Source organism: Pseudoalteromonas sp. PAR1 (assembly GCF_947311895.1).
GTDB classification, from domain to species: Bacteria; Pseudomonadota; Gammaproteobacteria; order Enterobacterales; family Alteromonadaceae; genus Pseudoalteromonas; species Pseudoalteromonas lipolytica_C.
The window spans coordinates 104,409-119,162 of the sequence record NZ_CAMZMY010000015.1 but is presented as its reverse complement, the minus strand read 5'-3'; the positions used below and the strand labels follow the sequence as shown (position 1 = coordinate 119,162).

General features: G+C 37.2%; 12 protein-coding genes. 3 read left to right on the top strand and 9 right to left on the bottom strand.

Annotated elements, in window-relative coordinates; translation table 11 throughout:
• Positions 1-641 precede the first annotated feature (641 nt).
• A complete protein-coding gene (locus QL229_RS13705) occupies positions 642-1,172 on the top strand; it encodes a hypothetical protein (protein WP_156426486.1) in 531 nt (176 codons plus the stop codon).
• 60 nt (positions 1,173-1,232) lie between these two features.
• Here QL229_RS13705 and QL229_RS13700 read toward each other — a convergent pair whose 3' ends face one another.
• From QL229_RS13700 to QL229_RS13685, 4 genes are all read right to left on the bottom strand, one after another.
• Positions 1,233-1,706, bottom strand: a complete 474-nt coding sequence (locus QL229_RS13700; protein WP_062565911.1) for a GGDEF domain-containing protein — start codon at positions 1,704-1,706, stop codon at positions 1,233-1,235.
• A complete protein-coding gene (locus tag QL229_RS13695; protein ID WP_281547079.1) occupies positions 1,690-2,223 on the bottom strand; it encodes a hypothetical protein in 534 nt (177 codons plus the stop codon). The genes QL229_RS13700 and QL229_RS13695 overlap by 17 nt, the downstream gene beginning before the upstream one ends.
• Before the next feature lie 108 nt (positions 2,224-2,331).
• Positions 2,332-3,159, bottom strand: coding sequence for a mechanosensitive ion channel family protein (locus tag QL229_RS13690; protein WP_180311776.1), 828 nt, complete (start codon positions 3,157-3,159; stop codon positions 2,332-2,334).
• 64 nt (positions 3,160-3,223) lie between these two features.
• On the bottom strand, positions 3,224-4,195 hold the full coding sequence (locus QL229_RS13685) for a calcium/sodium antiporter (RefSeq protein ID WP_180311775.1): 972 nt from the start codon (positions 4,193-4,195) through the stop codon (positions 3,224-3,226).
• Between the two features lie 398 nt (positions 4,196-4,593).
• On the opposite strand from QL229_RS13685, the gene QL229_RS13680 reads away from it, so the two are divergent.
• Positions 4,594-5,298 carry a hypothetical protein gene (locus tag QL229_RS13680; RefSeq protein WP_130052460.1) on the top strand — a complete coding sequence of 235 codons (705 nt, stop codon included), beginning with the start codon at positions 4,594-4,596 and terminating at the stop codon, positions 5,296-5,298.
• Positions 5,299-5,562: 264 nt separating this feature from the next.
• Here QL229_RS13680 and QL229_RS13675 read toward each other — a convergent pair whose 3' ends face one another.
• The 5 genes from QL229_RS13675 to gorA form a co-directional block, all read right to left on the bottom strand.
• Entirely contained in the window at positions 5,563-6,063 is a 501-nt protein-coding gene (locus QL229_RS13675; RefSeq protein ID WP_281547078.1) for a hypothetical protein, read from the bottom strand.
• A 341-nt stretch (positions 6,064-6,404) separates the two neighbouring features.
• Complete coding sequence (locus QL229_RS13670; RefSeq protein ID WP_281547077.1) at positions 6,405-8,117, bottom strand: hypothetical protein; 1,713 nt, start codon at positions 8,115-8,117, stop codon at positions 6,405-6,407.
• Positions 8,101-9,834 carry a hypothetical protein gene (locus QL229_RS13665; protein WP_281547076.1) on the bottom strand — a complete coding sequence of 578 codons (1,734 nt, stop codon included), beginning with the start codon at positions 9,832-9,834 and terminating at the stop codon, positions 8,101-8,103. The genes QL229_RS13670 and QL229_RS13665 overlap by 17 nt, the downstream gene beginning before the upstream one ends.
• A 2-nt stretch (positions 9,835-9,836) precedes the next feature.
• Positions 9,837-11,057: a site-specific integrase gene (locus QL229_RS13660; RefSeq protein WP_281547075.1), complete on the bottom strand. Its 1,221-nt coding sequence runs from the start codon at positions 11,055-11,057 to the stop codon at positions 9,837-9,839.
• A gap of 94 nt (positions 11,058-11,151) precedes the next feature.
• Positions 11,152-12,516, bottom strand: coding sequence for a glutathione-disulfide reductase (gene gorA / locus QL229_RS13655; protein ID WP_281547074.1), 1,365 nt, complete (start codon positions 12,514-12,516; stop codon positions 11,152-11,154).
• Positions 12,517-12,667: 151 nt separating this feature from the next.
• Here gorA and prlC point away from each other — a divergent pair, with 151 nt between their 5' ends.
• Entirely contained in the window at positions 12,668-14,719 is a 2,052-nt protein-coding gene (gene prlC, locus QL229_RS13650) for an oligopeptidase A (protein WP_281547073.1), read from the top strand.
• Positions 14,720-14,754: the final 35 nt, after the last annotated feature.

The window sequence follows — 14,754 nt, the reverse complement described above, 5'->3', positions numbered from 1 at the left end:
GATCATCTGGTGATACAGATGGTTCACTCATTAAGCGGTGAACAGCGCTTCATACGACTTCACGTCGCACGCCCCAAGACGTGTTTAGGCGAATTACTCAAAAGAGCGAACTTCGGCCATTCAAAATTGCTTTTCTATTTCGTCAAAGTATATTGCTTGCATAGTCAGGAAAGCGACCCAATCGCTCTTTTTTGTCCTGAGACAAAAGCTAGAACTACTGCATTTTAGTCTTAATGGCAATTAGTTAAGAAGTTTGTTACAAATGAGTCATTCAGAAAAGCGAGCGACACTGTGTTAGAAAAACGCGCGATTCGCTCGCTATAGACATGTCATGTTTCAAAGGGAAAAGTTGACTTATGAGTTATAGATTTGGAAATAAACTACTTTTTATTTTATCCGTTATAGTTTTTATTTATAGCCTGTTCAGTATTTTCGAAATGCAATTTTCAGCATTTGGATTTAGCGTTAAACTTAATGAAAATCCTGTATTATTTTATTTCATTGTAGGTGGCTTATTAATGGCCTCAGGCTTTACGTTACTAATAAAGACCTTAGAATTTGCCAAAAGCAAAACTCAACGAGTTGAAACATAACAAGCCATTGCAGTGCGGGGCGCTATAAAGCAACGAGGCATCAGAATTTTGGAAATGCATTTTGTATTTACTTCCTCTAGAGGACTAATTGAATCAGCAGAATATCTGCCGGCACACACTGAAGATGATGATGCATTCTTCAATTCAAATAAATACTCCTTTATCTTAGTTGCTGCCGCTTCATTGGAAAGCTTGCTTAATGAAGGCATCATCTCATGGGCTTTTCGTCATTTCCCTAAAGCTGATCACAAAAGACATGCAACAGCGTTTCTTTCAATGAACTTAAGTAAAAAGTTAGATGTATTAGGGTTCCTTTTATCATCTGGTAAGCTCATTACAGACAATGAAAGTAAAATTTATCAGACTTTGATTAACTTAATAAAACTCCGAAATGAAGTGGCACATAGCAAGGACTTTTATAAAGAAACGGACATTGATTATGGTGAGCTAGATAAAGATGGTGGTAGAAGTTTCCTTTTAGCTTATGATATTTCTAAATTAATGAATAATCACCCTCTAAGTATTGAGCAAGAAAAGTGTCAATTCATTGTGTCGTCATTGAAGCACTCTGCAAGATAACTTTAAACATTCAAAATGTGGTCATTAATGAACGTAATGACCACAAAATTAATCCAAGTTTCATTCATTATATTCAACTCGATTTCTGCCATTTTTCTTTGCACGATATAGAGCTAAATCAGCACGTTCAATTACTGTTAGCGTATTATCATCACTGTGATTAATCGTCACTCCACAGCTGACTGACAATCTTTTTTCGTGAAAATAAATACCATTTATATCTGTAATAATGGTCGTTGCAACCTCTTTTGTTTCATCTAAGGTTGCCCCTTCAATGATGATTACAAACTCTTCGCCACCCCAACGAGCACATAACGCTTTACTTGGAGATACTGACTTTAATTTATTTGAAACAATGACAAGCGCTTTATCGCCTTCCAAGTGACCATAGGTATCGTTTATTTCTTTAAAATAATCAATGTCTAGTAGTATGAAACCAAAATTCGAGCTTTTTAGTAAACTTGAAAGCGTTCTATCTAGTTTTTCTCGATTAAACAATCCAGTGAGTTTATCGGTTTCAGCGAGTTTTTTCATAGAAACGAAATAAGACAATGTGAGCAATGGCAACTTCAATAATATTAAAAACAGAGCCAAGGCCAATTTTAAGAGGTTCCGGATTCTGTGAGTGTTCATAAACTATAAAAGCACACACTGCAAAAGCAAACGCACTAAGTAAACTTCCCCAATTTCGACCTACTAAATAAAATGAAAATGGAGGAATTAATGTTGCCCAAAATAATGAATAGGCCGCGCCGTTAATTGAGATAATAAATGTCAGTATTAAACTGTTAATCAATAACACCACAGCCCATGAAACCGCTTTAATTTTTGAGCTTTTAATGAACCAAACATATAGTAAAATAGACAAAGTTAGCCCAACCGCATCAAGCAAAGCGAGTTCATAGCTGTTGAATTTAAAGATATTGATAACAGTCAGTACAAAGAAGTACACAGTACATATCAATAAAGAATGGGCGATCAAACGGCTTCGCCAAAATAGCTCAGGACTATTGTGGTGTGCTGGAATGTTTTTATACCAATATTTGAGCATAGTAAATTCTGTTTTTAAATTATTACACGCGAGCTATGCTCTCAAGCAAAGGCCCAGTCCTGTCACTCTATCATAGAAAAACGTGCTAGGACTGAGCGAGGTTTTTCATTATTTTTTATCGCCGTTTATTATGTGCAAATCACGTTGAGGGAACGGAATAGTAATCCCTTTGCTCTCCACTTTATCTTTAATTTTACGCTGTGTTTGCCAATATATATCCCAGTAATGTGGTGTAGCGACCCAAGCACGAAGCTGCAAGTTCACAGAGCTATCTGCTAATGTGTGGACTAAATACTGAGGGGCTGGCTCAATCAAAATTCGAGATTCTTCACTAACAAGCTCCCTTAATGCCGCAAGTCCATCTTCAATTGAATCACCATAAGAAATACCCACAGTTATATCCATGCGACGCTTTTCGTTTCTCGTAAAGTTTTTTATCGCATTTGCCCAAACCGTGCTATTTGGGATTGATACAAAAACACCATCGGCGGTTTCAAGGACAGTGGTAAATAGACCTAAATCTTTTACACTCCCTGTATAGCTTGACACTTCAACAAACTCTGCCTTTTTTAGAGGCTTTAAGAAAAGTAGCATGACCCCCGCAGCCACATTACTGAGCGTATCTTTTAGGGCTAGACCAATCGCTAAGCCTGCGGCACCGACGAGTGCGACAAGACTGGCCGTATTGACTCCAAATAAATCTAAAATAATCACAATTGCAATTAAATAAACCACATAGCCTGAAAGCGTGGTAAGCAGTTTTGTAATGATTTCATCTTGCTTGCTCAGTCTGTAAACACCTTTATGTACGGCACGTTTTAGTAATTTTGAACAAATATTTGCCCCAATAAAAATGAAAATAGTCAGCAGCGTATTCTTTGCTATTGCTATAAGTTGCAATTGATGCTCAGAAAAAAAGTTTATGATGGTGTCCATCGGTGATTTCCCTTTTAATATAAATAAAATATGCGCTTTGCTCTAAACAATTTAGCAATAAATGTTATTTAATGATACTGGTAACTAAGTAGCCATTGTAAGCAATATAGGAAGCAAGCAAGATACTACCTTCCCAACGATTTATTCTGCCTTGTCGGCCAAAACCGTAAGCCATAACCAATAACATGACGGAAAGTACAAGCATCACACTCCAATCTCTGTAAAGTACGTCTGTAGAAATGTGAGGGATAGGCTCAATAATACCAGCGATACCAATTACAGCTAAGATGTTAAACATATTCGACCCCACAACATTGCCAATGGCGATGTCATGCTCTCCCTTTTTAGCGGCAATAATAGAAGCTGCAAGCTCTGGCAAAGATGTCCCTAATGCAACGATAGTTAAGCCGATAATAAGGTCACTGACACCGAGCGCAGTTGCAATTTCAACCGCTCCCCAAACAAGTATGCGAGAGCTAATAATGAGTAATGTTAAGCCCACGGTGAGCCAGAAAATTGCTTTCCCTAAAGACATGGCGTGACTTTTAAGCTCAGTATCAAATTCTGTTTCGAGGGTATCACTTGGTGATTTCATACTTGAATAGACTGACCATGCTAAGAACAAGACTAATCCGCCCAACAACAGACTTGCATCAATCACTGATAAAGCGCCGTCATACAGCAAGTACCCACAAAAAAGTACGACAACTAATAATAAGGGAAGCTCGTTTTTAACAATTTTAGACTGAACAGTGATAGGGGCAATGATGGCTGTTACACCAAGAATTAAGCTGATATTTACAATATTGGACCCGAGTGCATTACCTAACGCCAAATCAGGGTTTCCATCACTTGCAGCCATTGCTGATACGACCATTTCAGGAGCCGAAGTCCCAAAACCAACAATGACCATACCAATTAAAATTGAAGGCAAGCCAGCATGGCCTGCTGTAGATGCCGCCCCTTCAACAAAGCGGTCTGCACTCCATACGAGTAAGGCAAACCCTGCAATAATAGCGGCTATAGCTAAAACCATGACTGAGCCCCCGCGATATCAATACCTGAAGGGTGTATGGCAGAGTTGTCTGGTCTATTTGCAAAATGAAGTGAACTTTGGCAGCGATGTAGTTTCATTATTTACCCTTAGGGCAGACTAGACTAAAAAGACAACAAACCATCTCTGCCCGAAATGACTCATTGCCTTAAGTCTTGTCAAAACCTGATACGGTTCGAAACTGCCACGAGCGATGTTGCCCGGAGACTGTTGACAGTTTCCTTGCTTAATGCAAGAGACTACTCCCCTAAGTTTTTCAAGAATAATCCATCCCTAATAATAATACAATTAGCTTGGCTCCCTTTTTTAAAAAATGATAAATATAAAGAATCATCAAAATAGGCCGATATAAAATTACATCACTAAATCAGGGACGTATTATGAAGGTTAATTCTGGAAGTTTACCGCAACCACTTAATATTCAAAATGTGACTTTAGAGTCACCTATAAATGGCAAGGCTCTTTTAGAAACTGAGCTTAAAAAATTGGCGGATGACGTATATCATGAAAGCGCGCCTCCAGAGCTAAACCAAACGTATACCAAACCGCTGACGATGACATCGAGCCAGATAGACATAACTAAAACAGTTGATGACTATATGCATGAGCTAGCTGTTGCTACTGGTGAATTATATTTGCCGGGAGGTAGTGTGCCTAAGGCGGTAGAAAAAATGCTGTCTCCCTATGACTCACTTCTTTCAGATATAAATCGGCAGAACCCTTCATTGGCCTATAAAAATTGGGGAATCGCTATAAACCAATCTGGTGCTTTAGAAGCGACAGGCACAATTACAGGTTTTGAAAAAGAATTCTTAGAAGAAAAACTAAATGATTCAAAGGAACTAGTAAGCACTATATCTGATTTTAAATCTAATTTTTTAAAATATATTGTGCCTGAAAACCGAGGTTATGGAAGGTATGATGTTACGGCTGATAATTTTCTAGGTGTTTTCGATTTTAGAGAAATGCTTGAAAGTTCAAGGAGCAATGACGACTTCAAAAAGACATGGGAATACGAAACTAATTGGTTAAAATTGAATGATAATATCTTGTCACAGTTAAAAAGAAACGCCACAAGTTATTAGGCTTAGTGCCCATATTGTGCTGAAATGAATTCACAGCGTTCCTTACTAAATACTACCATGTAGTGGCATACTTTTATGCCTTAATTTAGTCATGACTCTTCAAATATTTTAACGCGTTTATGTCCAAAAACGAGTTTATACACCATCTGCTTCTCACTGTTCGTAACTGCCTGTCAGATGAAGTCCAAACTTATTCATCGAAACTTGAAGATTAGATTAACTACTACAAATTAAAAGCAATGAAATTCTTCTTCAAAAGTTAAATTAAGTTTTATTCGATTTATTTAGCTGAATAATATTTTCTCTATTCAAATAAATTAATTTTTCTTTGACAGTTTTCAACTCAACTTCTAGCTTTTCATTATCTGACCTCGACTGCTTCAATTGCTCAGCTTGTTGTCTTATTAAATCATTGAACTGATGGTGTTCAGCGGCTAATTGTTGAATTGTGTGTTTTAGTTTCGTATTTTCATCTCGGTATTTTTCTTTTAATCTCTTTTCATTCGCTGCTTTAAATTTTAGGCCATCATTGATGTATTTAGTTTCTTTCTCCTCTATGTTTGAGCTTTTATGATTACTTATCAGTTTCCTTAGATCTGAAGTAAATTTTTCATAGTAATAGCAAGTACCGTTTCCTAAGTTTGCTTCTTCTTCAACAGCCCTTATACTTAGTTTTTTATGTTTGGAAATACGTTTGGGCTCTTTTGCTAAGATTCGCTGAAGTGCAGCCTCTAATCGAATGAGTGTATTCTCACTTTTACTCATAGTTGTACTACTTCTATAGGGTGTGTGTATGGCTCAAATGCAATGTTGAAATCTGTCATGATGGACTCTGCTGCACGGATTTGGATAATAGAGTGAGCATAAACTGAAGGTGATACATCTCCTTTATCCTTAAGATATGACGTGAATTTGTTGTGTATATCCTGCCAGTTTCTAGCTTGATTCTCGTCTATAATACTGCCCCCAGTTTACAATTAATACAGAATGCAGGATTTATCACTCCATCCATGTCGCAATTATATCCATTTTTGCAATACGCAGTCATAGTCCCATGCAATGACAGTGTCCCTTTTTTTACAGCAGCGTATATTACATCCCAGGAACTATATATAGGGGATATCTTCTCGCATATCCATAATTGCTTTACCATGGCTTCCAGATAAAGGTGAGTTACCATGAACCATAGAGAAAAATTTATTTGTGGTTTCTTCTAATTTTGTATTTTCCAGCAATTGCTGAAAGTCATTATCTATTTCTAAATCACTTAGCCTGCTAGCTATGCCTCCAACTGAATACCACTCTGTCATTTGAAGATAGGTATGCTTGAATTGTTGTTGTAAGGAACTGCAACTGCCCAAACGGTGTTTTATCGTATATAGTGCTAAAGAGCGTCTAAATTGATGTGGTTTTAAAGGCCAGCTTTTACTTAATATGCATAACTTATTTATATTGTCTAATGCATTTGGATTTGATTTCACCAACTCTACAAGATCTTCTTTTTTTATAACAGTCCCATAGGTTTCTGAAAAAAGTTGTAATCGATCAGGCCACTTGGATATAACTACAGGTAACTTAGATCGAGCTGTTCTATTTAACCACAGGTATTCACTTTCTTTCTGCAAGCCCTTTTCTAATAGCTCTTTTCGCCAATATTTTGTGAAACAACTCATAAGCTCAATTGCTTTTTGAGTAATTGGTGCGGTTACCCATGTTGTATCCTTTTCACCAAGCTTAAAAGTTTTTGAGCGTATAAAATGAAACTTTTGTCCATTAATATCATCACAGTAATAGCTGTCAGGTTTAAGTGCGCTTAGCTCTGAATCGCGCATACCTGAAAAAGCTCCACAACATATGTAACAGGCTGTTGTTATGCGACCATATAATTTTTTCCATTTTGGGACACTTTTTAAGTCTTTAAAAAGTGTCATGGAGGAATATCTAGATAAAATATCTGAGGTCTTGAAAGGTGTTACCTTACTTATTTCTTGAGCTTGCATATGATTCAATTTTGAGCTCTTTTCCTGTTTATCTAAAAACTTCCAAATACCAAGTTCTTTTTTTTGATTTACGATTTCTTTTCCAGCCAAATAATTTTCTTGCAGTTCTTTCTCAATAGTTGCTAGTAAATCCCTATGTGGATAAAAGTCTTCAACTAATTCAATTGCTTTTGCGTAAAGTTCATCTGCTATTCTTTCGGGGATAGATAATGTTTGCTGAGGGGATTTATTACTGAGTTTTAGAGCATGTTCGTAAGGTTTAGATAGCGATATAGGTAGGTCTAGATTTAACCATGATTGAAGCCGTATAATACTATTTATACCTGAAAAAACATGTTCTAAGGTGCGTTGAGCTAAGTCTTTATTTATTAGGTAGGTATCTAATTTTTGTGAGACTACTTTATTATTCAATTCAGAAATAGAGTTGTAGTTATTTTCATTTAAGAATATATATACTTTTTTTAGTGCGCTGAGTCGATTTACCAGTGTTTGGATTTTTACATGATTACTTCTAGTACTATTTTTATAAAAAATCCAGCCATATACAATTAACTTCAATTCTAATGTTAATTTTTCTGAGGAATTAATAAAACTAAAATCAAAGTTGGTTTTTTGTGACACTTGGAAGTCAGAAGCGTAAACGCCCATATACCATATATCGTCTTTAAAGAAGCTAATAGCTCTACCTTCTTCATCTCTACTTATTAAACACTTATCCAGTGCTACCCAGTCTTCTTTGTTTTTTAGCTCAATTACATTTGTGAACTCAACAGGGGAACCTTTGAAAGTATTATTAGAATTTTTAATTAAAGGGTGCATTAGAACCTCCAATTTGGAGTACATCTAATGTACTCCAGAGGGGGTGCCTACCAATGTTGTTTAATTTATTTTCGGCACCTATTAATATTTTTTTTGAAATTTTAGGAAGGATAGCTTCTTCTATATAATTTAAAGTTGAGGAGAAATTTTGGTTAAAATGTTTTGCATTTAGATGCAGATATATACTTTCCTCAATACACTCTTTGAAAGATAGAAGGCACCAAATATCTTCAACTGATTGAACAATTACATGATGCTCGCATCCAAAGCATCCTAACAAATCAGCACATGCTAACTTATTCTCATTAAAACCTTGGGAGTGAACTTGTCTATTATATTTTTTTGATTGTTCTCCAAATGGGTCTGAGCAATACGTTCCATGTGCTGATAATTTAATTTTTGGAGACATTTTTTCAATGTAATTTTCATAAGTAAGAACAGTCAAACCAAGGTTAGCTTTCGCCATTTCAGTTGTTGTTTTACTTTTAGCTTGCTCGGCTCTTATGTATGACGCTTCCTGCATCATTTTACTATTATCAAACTTATTCCCTTTGGAGTAATGACGTTTAATTGTGTCAGGGCTGTTGTTTAGCAATAAGGCAGTTTCAATTTCGTTACCATTAATTAGAGATATTTGACTGCCCGTTGCTCTAAATCTGGAATTGCTCAATCTAAGCTCTACTCCTTTAGCGTCAAACATGGGAAAGTGTTTTCGTAAAAATAAGTTATTAAAATCACGTAAAAATGCTCCACTCATTGGAGCGGTTTTACTTGCCCAGCAAGCCTGAATTAATGGTGCATTATCCGATTTATCAATTAGTTTAGAAACTGACAACAATGTATTAAAGAACTCCATGCAATATTTGGGAATATCAATATGATGTTCACCAATTTCTATATGAATAGTTTTGAATGCACGACGTTTAAAAGCAGGCATGGTATACCACTTGTCCTTTTCGTAGCTTATGTCTTTTGGTCTCTTGATATTATAAAGTTGGGTTGCATTGGTGTAGGTGTAATACGACATAAGAAATGTAGCAACAGCCATCATTTTGTTAATGGCTAAGTAAACAAGAACTGTTTTACCTTTCCATTTAAAATCCATTGGTGAAGTTCCTTTATTAGCCGCAATATATATTTTTGGAGCTAATAAAAACTGCGCTGAAATTTGCTTAAAAAAAGCTCTTAGAAAAGGAAGTAATTTCTTTAGATCTGAGTCAGAGTAGGCTTCATATGACTCGTGATCATTATTGGAGATAATCATTATAGAATCAAACCAGTTTATAGATGCGTCACCATATTCTAGCGAAGATAAAACTACCTTTAGACTTGAGGTGATAGTGATATAAGATCCGCTCTTAATTAATCCTTTTCGATAACGTTCGTAAGTATAGTTACAGTACTCAACTGTAGTCTGCTTTCGAATTGGATATTTTCTGTTAAAGTCGCACCATTTCAAATATGCTAAAAATCGTCCAAATAAATTTGATATGGTCGCATCTGATTTTTCTAAAGAGAGATACTCAAAGGTTCTTCGTAGCTCGTATACAAAATTATCGCGATTTGCATATTTAATACCTTTACCTGACTTTATTTTATGAGGCATAGGAATACCTAGAAACCGAATTCTATTGTAGTCCAAATAGTGAGGACTATTTGAACCACTTAAAACCGTGTTACATAGCTCCGGCCGCCAGTCATAATTATTATTAATCATTATTATAAGGTACCTTCTACTGCTTCATGCATTATCTTATCTAGTAGAACAAACTTATTTCTAATAGCGTTTTTCTGCTTTAAGTATCTGACATATTTCATTGTAGTGGCTTCGTCATTGTGTCCCATCCAAGACATTAAACAGTCGAGAGATTCACTGACATTGAGGCCAGCATTAAGGAGATCATTGAGTCTATATGTAGCGTATGTACTCCTTAAATCATGGAAGGTGTAATTAAAATCTCGATATGTTTTTTTTACTTCCTTTCTGAGGTTAGACCACCTTGCACTTATTGTCGCTTTTTTTGTAGGATTTCCATATTGACTAATAAATAATGGTTCAAATCTACTTTTATCTTTGAGCTTACTTGCTTTTCTTAAGCGTCTCTCACTGATAGAATAGTTTTTTAATTTTGACAGTAGTAATGCAGATACTTCGATTTTTCGTTGTTTTTTGAACTTAGTTTCAACACCTGTAGAGGCTCCCAATATGACCTCAAATCGACTATGGCTAGTCGTGGTGGGAATTGCACTATTTAGTGCTTCCATAGTAAAACCACTTGCTTCACTTATTCGTAAACCACTTGAAACGGCTAATAAGCATATTAATTGAAACTCAATTGACTCTTTTTTTAATTGGCTAGAAAAGCTTATAAGAGCCTCTTCAGTTAGAGGTTTTAGGCTATTTTCAGGCTTTTTTGGGACACGTATTTTAAGGTCTGCTGATTGGACTATAAATTTAGGTCTGAGATACGCTAATTTATCTGTTCTTATAACACTAACAAATTCAATTACAAACGGAGCTGTTTTCTCATCAGGTATATCTATTACTAATTCTTCTATTGCCCATATGTAAAATTGAATCACATGCTTAAGATAGTGATTGGCTGTGGAGTAGGAGAGCAGTCCTTTATCGACTTTATTTAATAAAAAGTGTTTAAATAAGTAGGTAGGTTTCAGCCTTTTTAAAGGAGGGAACTGATCCCAATGCAAAGAGTTATCTTCCAAGAAAGACCAGTATAATAATAGGGCTCTTGAATATGAACTTAGATCTTTAAGTTTTTCGATAGTAACTAGATCAAAAAACCAACTATTTACAACAGAAACAAATTTCCCATCTGAGTTATATAGAGTTGGTAATTGCCCTAAGCTATTTGATTTCAAATCCTCTACTTCTTGATCCCATTCTATGAAAACATCAGCTGAGTTAATAAGCTGAGCCATATTATGTATCCAAAAAAGCCAACTGTATTAGAAAGTATAGTTGGCTTGTAAAATTTTACAGAATTTAAAAAGGTGTTTATGTATCTTTTCTACATTAACCTGTCATGGTAACAAACTCTTCAGAACCCGTTGGGTGAATAGCCACAACAGCATCGAAGTCTGCTTTGGTTGCGCCCATCTTCATTGCAACTGCAAAGCCTTGGATCATTTCATCAACGGTAAAGCCAATGCCGTGTAAGCCAACAACTTTTTCGTTATCACCTGCACACACGAGCATCATATTACATGCTTGGCGGTGCTGAGTAACAGCTGTGTACATCGCTGCAAAACTTGATTTATAAACCTTTACGTTTTCAGCACCATATTGCGAAATCGCTTCTTGCTCTGTTAAACCAATGGTGCCGATTGGTGGGTGGCTGAATACCACCGTTGGTACTAGCTCGTAGTCCATTTTTAAATCATCAGGCAATTCTTTATTGAATAAGCGCTCTGATAAAATACGACCTGCTTTAACGGCTACTGGCGTAAGTTCGATACCGTTTTCGATGATATCGCCAACTGCATATACATTTTTAGCTGTGGTGTTTTGAAACTCGTCTACTTTTACATAGCCGCTTTCGTTCACTTCAACACCTGCTGCTGCAAGGTTGATCTTGTCTGTTGTTGGTGTACGGCCAATTGCCCAAATAACTTCATCAACGTTTTGGCTGTGACCATTTTCAAAGTGAATTGTTAGGCTACCGTCGTTTTCTTTAACCACTTCTTTAGGTGTGCACTCAGTGTGAAGAGTTGGGCCTTCTTTTGCCATAATATCGACAAGGGTATCAACAATGTATGGATCAAAAGTACGTAGTGGTTTGTTTTTACGAACAAATAAATGTGTTTCTGTACCTAGGCTATGAAGAACACCCGCAATTTCAACAGCAATGTAACCAGCACCAACCACAGCAACACGCTTAGGCTGTGCGTCTAGCTCAAAGAAGCCATTTGAATCAATACCAAGCTCAGCACCTGGGATATTAGGAATAGTAGGGCGACCACCAACAGCTACAAGGATATGATCAGCAGTGTATAGCTCACCGTTTACTTCAACTGTTTTACTATCAACAAATTTAGCAAAGCCATTAATAACCGTTACGCCGTTACTTGCTAAGTATTTATTGTAACCTTGGTGAATTCGGCCAATATATGCTTCGCGGCTTTCTACTAATTTAGCCCAGCTAAAGCTTTTAAGCTCAACATCAAAGCCATAGTCTGGTGCGTATGCATTAATTGCTTCAGCAACTTGTGCGCCGTGCCACATTACTTTCTTTGGAACACAACCCACGTTTACACAAGTACCACCCATGTGTTTTGCTTCAATAAGAGCGACTTTTGCGCCACGCATTGCAGCACGGTTTGCAGAGGCAATACCGCCACTACCACCACCAATAGCAATGTAATCAAAATGCTGAGCCATAGTTTGTCCTCAAAAATAGATAAATTTTTATTAATTAATCGATTTATTAATAAGTTGATAATAGCATAATAAAGACCAAGGTTAAGCCCCTTGTATTTCATCAATTCGCCCCAACTTCAAAATCATCTTCGCATAAAATTTGAGAACGAAAATGACAATTGCAGAAAATAACCCACTCATTGGTTTAGAAGGGCTTCCGCCGTTTTCTAAAATTAAACCAGCGCATGTCGTGCCAGCGTTAAAAGCAGCCATTGCTGAGTGCCGCACTAAAATAGACGAGGTACTGGCGACTAAATCGTACACATGGAATGATTTGGTACTGCCGCTAGAAGAAGCTGATGACAAGTTATCACGTTTATTTTCACCGGTATCACATATGAACTCTGTTGTTAACAACGATGAGTTACGTGAAGCTTATGAGCAATGTTTGCCATTGTTATCTGAGTACTCAACCTTTGTAGGTCAGCATCAAGGTTTATATGATGCTTACAATGCACTTCATAATAGTGATGAATTTAAAACACTTACTACTGCCCAGCAAAAAACCATTACCAATGCACTGCGTGATTTTGAATTGTCGGGTATTGCTTTAAAACCTGAGCAGCAAAAGCGTTATGGCGAAATCAGTGCACGTTTATCTGAACTGGCTTCTAAGTTTGGTAACAATGTAATGGATGCCACACTCGCTTGGCAAAAGCATATTACTGATGAAAGTGAGCTTGAGGGGTTACCTGAGTCTGCGTTAGCACTTGGCGCTGATACAGCTAAAAGTAAAGAGCTAGATGGCTGGGTATTCACGTTAGATTTTCCATCTTACTTACCAATCATGACTTATGCAGATAACCGCGAGTTACGTGAAGAGTTTTACACTGCGTTTGTAACACGTGCTTCTGATCAAGGCCCCAATGCCGGTGAGTTTGATAACTCAGCTATTATGACTGAAGAGCTTGCACTGCGTCATGAACTTGCTGAGTTACTTGGCTTTAACAGCTACGCTGACATGTCACTGGCGACTAAAATGGCCGAAACACCAGAGCAAGTTTTCTCATTCTTAGAAGATTTAGCCGATAAGTCTAAACCCCAAGCTGAGCAAGAACTTGCTGAGCTAACGGCTTATGCCAAAGATAAGCACGGTGTGACTGAACTTGCTGCCTGGGACTACGCCTACTACGGCGAAAAACTTAAGCAAGAGAAATACGCGATTTCAGACGAAGTACTGCGCCCTTATTTTCCTGCCGATAAGGTATTAAGTGGCTTATTCACTACAGTAAATCGTTTATTTGGTATTAGTGTTAAAGAAGTCACTGACTTTGATACCTACCACCCTGATGTACGTTTTTTCGAAATTTACGATAGTAGTAATACTTTACGTGGTCGTTTTTATTTAGATTTATACGCTCGCGATCGCAAGCGTGGCGGCGCGTGGATGGACGACTGTATGGGTCGTAAAGTACGTGCAAACGGCGAATTACAAACACCTGTTGCGTATTTAGTGTGTAACTTTAATAAAGCAGTTGGCGATAAGCCTGCGCTGTTCACTCATAATGAAGTGACAACCTTATTCCATGAGTTTGGTCATGGTATTCACCATATGTTGACCCAAGTTGATGCTGCGCCAGTTGCGGGTATTAATGGTGTTGCATGGGATGCAGTTGAGTTACCAAGTCAGTTCCTTGAAAACTGGTGCTACGAAGAAGAAGCGCTGAACTTTATTTCGGGTCATTACGAAACAGATGAGCCGTTACCAAAAGAGTTATTAGATAAACTCCTTGCGGCGAAGAACTTCCAATCAGGTATGCAAATGTTACGTCAGCTAGAGTTTTCGTTGTTTGATTTTACAATCCACCACGATTATAAAGCGGGTGAACCATGTAATATTCAAGCAACTTTAGATGCTGTTCGTAGCAAAACCGCGGTTGTTAAAGCGCCAGCGTTTAATCGTTTCCAACATGGCTTTAGCCATATTTTTGCGGGTGGTTATAGCGCTGGTTATTATTCGTATAAGTGGGCAGAAGTTCTGTCTGCTGATGCGTTTTCTAAATTTGAAGAAGAAGGCATTTTCAACCCTGAAACTGGTGAAGCCTTTTTGAAAAACATTTTAGAAAAAGGCGGTAGTGAAGAGCCTATGGAGCTGTTTAAAAAGTTCCGAGGGCGCGAGCCGCAAGTTGATGCATTGCTTAGACACAGCGGCATTGCAGCATAAAGAATATAAAAATATAAAAGCGTCGTAAGGCGCTT